The 10,014-nt window shown below is 67.1% G+C and carries 12 protein-coding genes; 1 reads left to right on the plus strand and 11 read right to left on the minus strand.

Going from position 1 to position 10,014, the window contains the following annotated elements; genetic code table 11:
• Positions 1-8 precede the first annotated feature (8 nt).
• Positions 9-1,244 (minus strand): MFS transporter, encoded by a 1,236-nt coding sequence (locus AB0B28_RS16685; protein WP_360121690.1) that lies wholly within the window; start codon positions 1,242-1,244, stop codon positions 9-11.
• Between the two features lie 79 nt (positions 1,245-1,323).
• On the opposite strand from AB0B28_RS16685, the gene AB0B28_RS16690 reads away from it, so the two are divergent.
• Complete coding sequence (locus tag AB0B28_RS16690; RefSeq protein WP_360121692.1) at positions 1,324-1,719, plus strand: Rid family hydrolase; 396 nt, start codon at positions 1,324-1,326, stop codon at positions 1,717-1,719.
• A gap of 61 nt (positions 1,720-1,780) precedes the next feature.
• On the opposite strand, the gene AB0B28_RS16695 is transcribed toward AB0B28_RS16690, so the two are convergent.
• The 10 genes from AB0B28_RS16695 to purF form a co-directional block, all read right to left on the minus strand.
• Complete coding sequence (locus AB0B28_RS16695) at positions 1,781-2,383, minus strand: dihydrofolate reductase family protein (protein WP_360121694.1); 603 nt, start codon at positions 2,381-2,383, stop codon at positions 1,781-1,783.
• On the minus strand, positions 2,380-3,210 hold the full coding sequence (locus AB0B28_RS16700) for a metalloregulator ArsR/SmtB family transcription factor (protein ID WP_360121696.1): 831 nt from the start codon (positions 3,208-3,210) through the stop codon (positions 2,380-2,382). The genes AB0B28_RS16695 and AB0B28_RS16700 overlap by 4 nt, the downstream gene beginning before the upstream one ends.
• Positions 3,211-3,806: 596 nt before the next feature.
• Positions 3,807-4,139 (minus strand): hypothetical protein, encoded by a 333-nt coding sequence (locus AB0B28_RS16705; RefSeq protein WP_360121698.1) that lies wholly within the window; start codon positions 4,137-4,139, stop codon positions 3,807-3,809.
• 2 nt (positions 4,140-4,141) lie between these two features.
• On the minus strand, positions 4,142-4,585 hold the full coding sequence (locus AB0B28_RS16710; protein ID WP_360121700.1) for a hypothetical protein: 444 nt from the start codon (positions 4,583-4,585) through the stop codon (positions 4,142-4,144).
• 194 nt (positions 4,586-4,779) lie between these two features.
• A complete protein-coding gene (locus AB0B28_RS16715) occupies positions 4,780-5,103 on the minus strand; it encodes a YbaB/EbfC family nucleoid-associated protein (protein WP_360121702.1) in 324 nt (107 codons plus the stop codon).
• Positions 5,093-5,386 carry a hypothetical protein gene (locus AB0B28_RS16720; protein WP_360121704.1) on the minus strand — a complete coding sequence of 98 codons (294 nt, stop codon included), beginning with the start codon at positions 5,384-5,386 and terminating at the stop codon, positions 5,093-5,095. The genes AB0B28_RS16715 and AB0B28_RS16720 overlap by 11 nt, the downstream gene beginning before the upstream one ends.
• Positions 5,387-5,395: 9 nt before the next feature.
• Entirely contained in the window at positions 5,396-6,340 is a 945-nt protein-coding gene (locus AB0B28_RS16725; RefSeq protein ID WP_360121706.1) for a hypothetical protein, read from the minus strand.
• Complete coding sequence (locus AB0B28_RS16730; RefSeq protein ID WP_360121708.1) at positions 6,333-6,671, minus strand: hypothetical protein; 339 nt, start codon at positions 6,669-6,671, stop codon at positions 6,333-6,335. The genes AB0B28_RS16725 and AB0B28_RS16730 overlap by 8 nt, the downstream gene beginning before the upstream one ends.
• A 192-nt stretch (positions 6,672-6,863) precedes the next feature.
• On the minus strand, positions 6,864-7,949 hold the full coding sequence (purM, locus tag AB0B28_RS16735) for a phosphoribosylformylglycinamidine cyclo-ligase (RefSeq protein WP_360121710.1): 1,086 nt from the start codon (positions 7,947-7,949) through the stop codon (positions 6,864-6,866).
• Positions 7,946-9,493, minus strand: a complete 1,548-nt coding sequence (gene purF / locus AB0B28_RS16740) for an amidophosphoribosyltransferase (RefSeq protein WP_360121712.1) — start codon at positions 9,491-9,493, stop codon at positions 7,946-7,948. Before purF ends, purM begins: the two co-directional genes overlap by 4 nt.
• Positions 9,494-10,014 lie beyond the last annotated feature (521 nt).

The following is a 10,014-nucleotide window of genomic DNA, read 5'->3' on the forward strand; positions in this document are numbered from 1 at the left end:
GCCGGCCGCTATCGGGCCCGTTCGCCCGCTCGCTTCGTTGTCGGCCGCCCGAGCGAACAAATGGACTCGGATGCCGACTCGCCGCGAGTTCGTAAACACCCCCTGGCCGCCTCGCGTGCCCTGGGGCGCAAGGCGATCAGCGTGACCGCGACCAGGGCCGCGCCGATCCAGGGCGCGCTCGCGGTGGCGATGCGGTCGACGGCCAGGCCGCCGAGCAGCGCCCCGAGTGCGATCGAGAGGTTGAACATGGAGACGAACAGCGAGGTCGCGGCCTCGCTCGTCTCCGGTGCGGCCCTGAGGATCCACGTCTGCAACGTCACCGGCACGGCTCCATAGCCCAGGCCCCACAACGCGAGTACCGCGCCGGTGACGATCAAGCTGCCGTCCAGGAACGTCACCAACGCCATCGCCGCGGCCAGGATCGAAGCGATCCCGAGCACGGTCTGCTTGAGCCGCTTGGCGATCAACGCTCCGGCGATGAAGTTGCCGCAGATCCCCGCCGCGCCGAAGACGAGCAGCAATGCTCCTATGTGGCTGATCTCGATGCCGCCCGCGATCAGGTTCGGCCGCACGAATGTATAAGCCGTGAAGTGCCCGGTGATGACCAGGAACGTCAGGGCGATCCCGAGCCGCACACCCGTGTTGGTCCGCAGCACCTCGGGCAGGTCGCGCAGCGCGATCGAGCGCCGCGGTTCGAGCCTGGGCAGCAGGAACACCATGCACGCCAACGAGATCAGGCCGAGCACCCCGACCGCCCCGAACGCGACGCGCCAGCCGCTGTGGTCGCCGATCATCGTCCCGGCCGGGACGCCGAGCACCGAGGCCGTCTGGACCCCGCCGAAGATCACCGCGGTCGCGCGTCCCACGTGGCGTTCGGGCACGAGTCGGACCGCGAGGCCGCCCGCGAGCGACCAGAATCCGCCCACCGCGATCCCGATGAGGAAGCGCGCCACCAGGACCAGTGCGAAGCTGGTCGCGAACGCCGAGGCCAGGTTCGCCGCGCCCATGACCCCGATGAGCGCGATCAGGACCACGCGCCGGTCGATCCTGCCGGTCGCCACGGTCACCAGCGGCGCGGCCACCGCCGCGACCAGGCCGGGGACCGTGACCATCAGCCCGGCCGCGCCTTCGGACACGCCGAGCCCCGCCCCGAGCGGGGTCAGCAGCCCGACCGGCAGCAGCTCCGAGGTCATCAGCGCGAAGATCCCCAAGGTCACCGCGAACACCGCCAGCCATCCGCGCATCGTTTGCTCCTTCTTAATCTGGACATGTAATATCCAGATAATAGCGCCGGGGTCGCCGGTGCGAACAGAGGGAGACACCATGAGCATCGAGATCTCGAACCCCGCCGAGCTCCACGACCCGGTCGGCTTCGGCTACAGCCACGTCGCCCGCGTCTCGGGCGAGCTGGTCCTCATCGCGGGCCAGTACGACTCGGACGCCGAGGGCCACACCACCACCGACGACTTCGCGCAGCAGGTCGAGAACGCCTTCGCCAACCTCGGCAAGGCCCTGCACTCGGTCGGCCTCGACTACCCCGACGTGGCCCAGCTCCGCACCTTCATCGTCGACCACGACCTCGCGAGACTCGAAGCGATCGGCGCCGCGATCGCCGAGCTCTGGGGAGACAAGCCTCCGGTCCAGACCCTCACCGGCGTCGCGGCTCTGGCCCTGCCGGGCATGCTCTTCGAGGTCGACGCGGTCGCGGTCCGCAGCTGACATGCGAAGGGTCCGGTCGCGGCGGTTCACGAACCGCCGCGACCGGACCCTCGGTGCGCGTCTATCGGATCCGGTCGTAGACCAGGGAGATCGCCCCATTCTCGCTGGTGGCCTGGCTGGTCAGGGACCATTCGGCGGACGGGAGGCCGTCCTCGAAGAGCCGGGGGCCGCCGCCGAGGAAGACCGGGAAGATCATCATGCTGAGGGTGTCGACCGCGTCGGCTTCCAAGAGGGCCTTGATGATCGAGGCGCTGGAGAGGACGACGATGTCGCCGCCGTCGGTCTGCTTGAGTTCGGCGATCGCCTCGCCGGCGGCCCGGTTTTCGATGGTCGTGCGGTCCCATGCCGGTTCGGTGAGGGTCGAGGAGAACACCACCTTCTCGACGTCGACCAGCCATTGCGCGAAGGCCTCGTCCCGCGGGTCGACGCCTTCGGCGCCGATCATCGTGGGCCAGAAGCCCAGAAACCCTTCGGCGTTGACGCGGCCGAGGACGGCGGTGGTGGCGTTCTTCCAGAAGTTCGTCATGTGGTCGCGGCCGACGTCGGTCGTGGCGTACGGGATCACCCAGCTCATGTCGATCGGGTTCTCCGGCGCGGCGTAGCGGCCGTCGATGGAAATGTTGATGTTGGCGATGACCTTGCGGCCGTTGGTGTGCTGGCTCATTTCGTGCTCCTTGAGGTCTGGTCGTGCGCGGCGAGGTTCGCCGCGAGGTGGTCGAGGCTCTGGCCGAAGCCGACCTCGATGCCCGCCACGAAGTCGGCGGACTCGACCACGCTGTCGGTGATTCGGAAGCGCACTTCGAGTTCGGTGCCGGACTCGACGGCGCGGAGGTCGTATCGCAGGTGGCTGGTGAAGGCGACGCCGCCGTCCGGCAGCAGCGGCGAGAGCCGGTAGGCCAGCCGCTCGCCCGGGACCACCTCCTCGACCTCGCCTTCGGCGCGGCCGACCACGAGGTCGGTGCCCTTGGTGTCGTCGGCGTCCCGGTACTCGTGCACGATCCGCGCGCCGACGCGCGGCTCGAACACCAACTCGGAGACGCGCAGGTCGTCGGGCGTCCACCAATCCGCGAGCAGCGCCGCGTCGGTGAGGTAGTGCCACACCAGCTCCGGGTCGGCCGGGAGGGTCCGGGTGAAGCGGAACGTGCGCGTGTCGGCCCAACCCTCGGACTCGGCGGCGAGGCGCTCGGCTTCGAGGCTGACCCCGATGCGGTCGAAGGCCTCGCGAGATGCGCCCGCGGATTCGGCCAGCCCCTGAAGCACCGAGGCGAGGTCTTGCAGCGGCCCGGGCTGCAACGCGTAGATGCGGCGCTGCCCGTTGCGCTGCGAGGTGACCACCCCGGCGCGTTCGAGGTGCTGAAGGTGCTTGGTGGTCTGCGGCTGCCGAGCCTCGGCGAGCTCAGCGAGCACCCCGACCGCCCGAGGCCGCTCGGCCAAAAGCTGCACGAGCCGCCAACGAACCGGATCGGCCAGCGCGGCGAGTAGATCTTCCATGCAGACAAGTATTCCTCACAAGGAATATTCTTGTCAAGGAATATCTTAGATTTTCTGCGGCGACGCCGGTGGCGGCCCTAAGGCAGAATGGGAGGCATGACGATCAGCAACAGAAAGGGCGATGCCGCGTAGGCCGCCCGCGCGAGTCCGCGCAGACCTCCGAGCCCGCCGCCGAACCCCCGGGCTCCAGAAGATCCCCGACATCCCCGGCGCTTCAGCCTCGCTCATCGCGGCGATTCGCCGCTTCGAACGACGGGCGCGCATTTCCCCGCCCCGGAGTGTCGCCGATGCGTTCGAGTCCTGGCGGCGTCTGGCCTTCGGCCCAGTTCGGCTCTTGACGGACACGGCCCCGGATTGCCCCTGCTGCTGCACCGGTCCTTCGGCCCGAACGGTCCTGGACCTGGCGATCCGCAGGCTCCCCCCACGCCAGTCCCGCGAACTGCGAAGACTGATCGACCCCATCGACAACGTCATCCTCAACCGAACCCACCAGAACCCGCAAGCACCCCCGGGCCCCTGGTGGACCCGCCGCTGCTGACAACAAAGGGCCCGGATCGAAAGCCGATCCGGGCCCGAATGTCGTTGTGGTTCTGGGACTAAAGGCGGAAGCAGGTCGAGCTCTCGGCCCCGGGTCCATCGCTGGGGTCACAGTCACCAACGCCGAGAAGAAGCGGGGCAGCGACCAGGAACGTCAAAAGCAGCGCGACGATTCCCGCGTAGTAGAGGAACAGGGCCAAGGGAGCGTAGTGCGCCATGATGATGTTGCGGCGCATCCAGTACGACATCCGCCGGTCGCCTACCCGAATCCTGACACCGGGATTCACGATCAAATTCGGCACCGGATGCAGGCGGAAGCCATTGTGGATCGGATGGCGTGGGTCTCGCAGCCACGCGGCCTCAGCGGGAGTGAGGCCATGCGGATCCGGCACACTCACTCAGCACCGCCCGCGAATCGCACCAGCAGTAGCACCGCAAGGAAGAACAGTACGGCGCCCCAGATCAGGCCGGCGGCGATCCACCCCGTCGGCCGGTAGTAGCGCCGCGCTTCCTCAGGGGTCACCACCACGCCGTACAGCTCGGCGAGCTGCTTCCAGGTCGGTTCTTTCGGTGGTTTCATCGGTCTCCAATCCAATGCGATCGAACCGGACCGCAGGAGAAATCGCTGTATGGGGGTGTAGTGGGCCAGAATGACGTTGTCGCGTACCCAGCGCGTGACGACATACCTGTTTCTCTCGACTATTGAGAAATGGCGAGGATTGGGGATGATGAGGTTCGGGACCGGATGCAGTTGGAAACCGTTGTTCACCGGATGCCGTGGGTCCCTCAGCCAAGCCGCCTCGGCCGGTGTGAGCGCGTTCGGATCGTGCATGCTCACATCGCCACTCTGAATGCCACGAGGATGCCCACCCAGATGAACACGCTCACCCAGATCGCGATGATGCCCTTCCAAGCCAAGCGGCGATAATGCCGCTGCGCCTCTTCGGGGGGGCACCACTTGACCGTAGAGCCCGGCGAGCTGCTTCCAAGTCGGGGGTTGCGGCTGCTCCGTTGCGATCCGGTCCCGCTTCTTCATCGCGGACGGAGTTCTTCCACCTGCTGAGCAAGCTCTTCATTCGCCTGCGCGAGCGTCGCGATGATGGCCGGGCCGAGCGCACGGTACCCCTGGGGTGACACCCAAGGGGCGATCTCCAGTTCGGTGATGTCTCCGCCTGAGCCGACGGTGACCGAGACCCGCCCTTCGGGGTCGGTGCAGGTCACCGAGATCGCGTCCAGCTGCGCCTTCAACGCCTCGAACTCCGCGAGCTGCTCTTCAGCCTGTGCTTTCATCGCTTCGAGGCTCTGGATCATCTCTTCAGGGTCCATGCCCCGCAACGAGTTGAAGTCAAGCGCCACTTTGATTTCCTCCGAACTGCGGCATCGCGGCCGCGATCTGGGCTTGGGCCTGTCGCTGATACTCGGCGTCGGCCTCGGACTGCGCGGTACGGAGCACCGCCAGGATCTCGGTCGCGGCAGTGGCGGCTCCGAGATCGTGCAGACCGGGTTCGAGTTGCAGCTCCTCGATCACCCCGTTCGGACGGCACACGGCCTTCACCAGGCCCTCTTCGTGCACCGCCGTCGCGGAGACGGTCTCACCGAGCGCCGCAAGAGCGGCCATATCAAGATTGAATTCCGTCATCGGGACCTCCTAGACCCTGACCGTGGTGTTGTAGCCCGCGAGCTTTTCGAGGACCTCCATGGCCTGCTCGAAGCAGTCTTTGATGGTGTTGAGCAACTGTTTCCCGGCAATGATGAACCAGGCCTCTTGAATCGCGATGCCGATGAACCGCAACGTGTAGCGCACCACCAAAATCGCGATGTCGATGCCGGCCATGATGACCTCGGCCGGTCCCTTCATCGCGATGCCGATGGCTCGGTTGATGACAAAGCTGACCAAGTCGGCGATGGCCTGACGGACCGTGTCATTGATCCGCTCAGCCATGTCCGCATAGATGTTCAGCAGGTCCTTAAGGCCATCTGCGCTCTGACTCGCAAAGTCGGCCGTGTCGAGCAAGTCCCCGCCACGGACGGCGGCGGCGCAACCAGCTTCACTGTCCCAGCACTCGGTGAGAGTCTTGCCGAGATCAGTCCCGAGCGCATCATAAAGAGAGGTGAGGTTCTCTGAAACCGCACCCCACATAGCGGCTGAGTTTTGAATCTTCCCGGGATTACCCAGCAGAACGCCAGCGGCATCTTGCAGAGGCTGGAATGAGCTCCAGAGGAAGTCGAGCAATCCCTTACATACAGCGGCAGCGAGGGCACCGATGATGTCGGCCGGGTCGAATGATAGGGCTGCCTTGGCGTAGTCGAATGCGTCGACGATCTGGACCCCAAGGTCGGCGAGCGCTTGTATTGAGTTGAGTAGTGTTTCCCACCACTCGCCCTTGAAATACGACTGCGGCGGATTGAAGGCCTTGTCGACCGCATCAAATCCACCCTTGATCTGCGCGTAGAACGGGATGTTTCCTTCGAGAGCCTTCTTGCCGTTTCCGAAGGGGTCGTTGATGAAGCCTCCGTCGGCATTCCTGCCGTATACCGAAGACTTGGGAGCATCTGAGAAGTCGACGACCTCCCCTTTTTGGTTGTCAGACAAGGTGGATCTCCCCGCTCTGGTCGTCGAATTCCCTGCCGCTCTCCTCATCGGAGTCTGTATAGTCCTTTGCGCAGTCGATGAACCGCTGCCCGAGGCCTGAGGCAGCTGGAGCAAACTGCTTGAGGATCTCGTGAATGCGATCGGCGCTCTCGAAGTAGTACTGGGCCAACGCAATGCCGGGGACGCCCCACATGTGCCAGTCGGGGTCGGCGTCTTGGGCGTAGTCGGCGACGATGCTGAAGTCGCCTGCCAGAGACTTGAGGCGTTCGCCCTCTGCCGCAATGGCGGTGGGGTTGACGTCTATGTCTGAGTTCGTCGCGTACGAGGTCATCCGGTTCCAGACTCGTAGGGGGCAGGTTTGCGACGCCGGGGGCGCGCTTGCCTGAACATGGTAGCCAATTGATTCCAGTGTGTCAGTACACGGACTCTGCGACTGGTGCGAATCTTCTGGGCCCCAAACGAAAACAGCGCTCCGGCCTTCCACCTGGGTGGAGGGCCGGAGCGCTGGTGGTTCCGGGCGGGGCTACTTCTGGTAGCCGCCGGTGAGTTTGACGCCCGCGTCGCCTGTGGTCACCTCGCCGATCGTCCAGGCTTCGATGTGGCGGGCGGTGAGGACGGCGAGGGAGCGGTCGACCTGGTCGGGGGCCACGATGGCGACCATGCCGATGCCCATGTTGAAGGTGCGCTCCATTTCCTCTTCGCCGATGCCGCCGACGTTTTGGATCACGTCGAACACCGGGTTCGGGGTCCAGGTGCCGCGGTCGACCTCGATCTGGAGGCCTTCGGGGACGGAGCGGACGAGGTTGCCGGCGATGCCGCCGCCGGTGATGTGCGCGAAGGCGTGCACGTCGCATTCCTTCGCCAGCTCAAGGCAGTCCTTGGCGTAGATGTGGGTCGGGGTGAGGAGCTCTTCCCCGAGGGTGCGCTGCGAGCGGTCGGCGGTGGCGAACTCGGGCACGACCTGGCCGAGGTCCATCTTGCCCACCCCGAAGAGCGCTTCGCGGACCAGCGAGAAGCCGTTCGAGTGGACGCCGGAGGCGCGCATGGCGATCGCGACGTCGCCGGGCTTGACCCGTTCGGGACCCAGGAGCTGGTCGGCCTCGACGACGCCGACGCCGGTGGCGGAGATGTCGTAGTCGTCGGGCTTCATGACGCCCGGGTGCTCGGCGATCTCGCCGCCGATGAGGGAGCAGCCGGCCCAGCGGCAGCCGTCGGCGATCCCGGCGCCGATGTCGGCGATCTTCTCGGGCACGACCTGGCCGGTGGCGATGTAGTCCAGGAGGAACAGCGGTTCGGCGCCGCACACGACGAGGTCGTCGACGACCATCGCGACGAGGTCGATGCCGACCGTGTCGTGGATGTCGAGCTTCTGGGCGATCACGAGCTTGGTGCCCACGCCGTCGGTGGAGGAGGCCAGCAGCGGCTTCTTGTACTTCTCGGTGTCGAGCGCGAAGAGCCCGGCGAACCCGCCGATCCCGCCCACGACCTCGGGGCGGATGGTCTTGCGGATCGAGGGCTTGAGCGCCTCGACGGCCCGGTCGCCGGCGTCGATGTCGACGCCAGCGGACTGGTAGGAGATGGTCCTCTGAGAGGTGGTGCCGCGGCTCACGCTGTGGTCCCTTCCCGCACTTGCGTGCTCGCTTCGGTGGATCGAGGTGACGGTGCCGATGTGTTCGGGGTGGGGGAATGAGACGCCGCGGGCGGGGCCGGCGGTTCCATGAGGTGCTTGCCGATGAGGTCGGCGGCGGGGAGGTCGATCGGGTAGTTCCCGTCGAAGCAGGCCATGCAGAGCCGGGACGCGGGCTGCTCGGTGGCGCGGACCAGGCCGTCCATCGAGACGTAGCCGAGCGAGTCGGCCCCGATCTGGGCGCGGATGCCGTCGGTGTCGAGGGATCCGGCGATGAGCTCGGCGCGGGTGGCGAAGTCGATGCCGTAGAAGCACGGCCACTTCACCGGGGGCGCGGAGATGCGGATGTGGACCTCGACCGCGCCGGCCTCGCGGAGCATGCGCACGAGGGCGCGCTGGGTGTTGCCGCGGACGATCGTGTCGTCGACCACGACCAGGCGCTTGCCCTTGATCTGGTCGACCAGCGGGTTGAGTTTGAGTCGGATGCCCAACTGGCGCAACGACTGCGAGGGCTGGATGAAGGTGCGGCCCACGTACTGGTTCTTGGTGAAGCCCTGGCCGTAGGGGATGCCCGACTCCTCGGCGTAGCCGATCGCGGCCGGGATGCCCGATTCGGGCACGCCGATGACGAGGTCGGCGTCGACGGGGTACTCGCGGGCGAGGGTGCGGCCGACCTCGACGCGGGTGGCGTAGACGTTGCGGCCGGCGAGCTTGGTGTCGGGGCGCGCGAGGTAGACGTACTCGAACAGGCAGTTCTTCGGTTCGGGGTTCGCGAACCGGGTGGAGCGCAGGCCGTGTTCGTCGACGGTGATGAGCTCGCCGGGCTCGATCTCGCGCACGAAGGTCGCGCCGATGGTGTCGAGGGCGGCGGTCTCGGAGGCGACGGCCCAGCCGGAGGCGAGGCGTCCGAGGACGAGGGGGTGGACGCCTTGGGCGTCGCGCGCGGCGTAGAGCGTGTTCTCGTCCATGAAGATCAGGGAGAACGCGCCGCGGAGGGTCGGCAGGACGCGCTCGGCGGCGGCCTCGACGGACTCGTCGGGGCGGGCCGCGAGGAGCGCGGTGATGAGGTGGGTGTCGGAGGTGGTGCCGCCCATGTCGATGCCGAGGCGGTCGACCTCTTCGAGGAGGTCGGCACTGTTGACGAGGTTCCCGTTGTGCGCCAGGGAGATCGCGGTGCCCGCCGTGGTGGACCGGATGGTCGGCTGGGAGTTCTCCCAGGTGGAGGCCCCGGTGGTGGAGTAGCGGGCGTGCCCGATGGCGAGGTGGCCCTGGAGGGGCGCGAGGGTGGACTCGTCGAAGACCTGGGAGACGAGGCCGAGGTCCTTGTAGACCACGGTGCGCGCGCCGTCGGCGACGGCGATGCCCGCGGCCTCCTGGCCGCGGTGCTGCAAGGCGTAGAGCCCGAAGTAAGCGAGTTTCGAGACCTCTTCCCCGGGGGCCCAGATGCCGACGACGCCGCAGGCGTCGCGGGGGCCGGGACTGTCGGGATCGAGTTCCGTGGTGAGTCGACCATCACCTCGGGCCACTGCAACTCCTCGGTTGGCTAGGCAGATTTACGACCCGCGGACTTCGCGGCGCGAAGGCGGGACCGCCAGTGACAGTCTATCGGACCTGCGAGAAGTCGCCACCCGCCGAAACTGCCGGTGTGGGCCGGACCGCCCCGCGAAGAGGCGAGACTCACCCTCCCGCGCACCTGCCATCCCAAACCCCCACCCACCCAGGGGAGAAGGAAGCCCCCCCGATCCTGACGCAGAGGTCCGACAAAAACCCCGGGCGCGCCGCAAAGTGTCCCCCGAAGGGAGGAGCGAACGCGAGGGGTATGGACGAGCCGAGGCTGAGAAGGGGACGACGGCCGGGGGGGCGGAGCGGGAGGGGCTATCGGTGAGGCGGGTGACGGAAGCGAGCACGGCGGCGGAGGCGACGGCAGCGAGTAGAGCGGAAACGGAGCTGGCGCGGCAGGCGGCAGGCGGCAGGCGGCAGGCGGCAGGCGGCAGGCGGCAGGCGGCAGGCGGCAGGCGGCAGGCGGCAGGCGGCAGGCGGCAGGCGG

Origin of the sequence: Glycomyces sp. NPDC046736, assembly GCF_040645615.1 — a bacterium.
GTDB lineage: Bacteria > Actinomycetota > Actinomycetes > Mycobacteriales > Micromonosporaceae > Glycomyces.

Excerpts from the sequence above, each read along its gene's own strand:
- AB0B28_RS16685 (WP_360121690.1), bottom strand. The coding sequence starts at position 1,244 with ATGCGCGGATGGCTGGCGGTGTTCGCGGTGACCTTGGGGATCTTCGCG.
- AB0B28_RS16695 (WP_360121694.1), bottom strand. The coding sequence starts at position 2,383 with ATGAGCCAGCACACCAACGGCCGCAAGGTCATCGCCAACATCAACATT.
- AB0B28_RS16700 (WP_360121696.1), bottom strand. The coding sequence starts at position 3,210 with ATGGAAGATCTACTCGCCGCGCTGGCCGATCCGGTTCGTTGGCGGCTC.
- AB0B28_RS16730 (WP_360121708.1), bottom strand. The coding sequence starts at position 6,671 with ATGACCTCGTACGCGACGAACTCAGACATAGACGTCAACCCCACCGCC.
- AB0B28_RS16690 (WP_360121692.1), top strand. The coding sequence starts at position 1,324 with ATGAGCATCGAGATCTCGAACCCCGCCGAGCTCCACGACCCGGTCGGC.
- AB0B28_RS16720 (WP_360121704.1), bottom strand. The coding sequence starts at position 5,386 with ATGACGGAATTCAATCTTGATATGGCCGCTCTTGCGGCGCTCGGTGAG.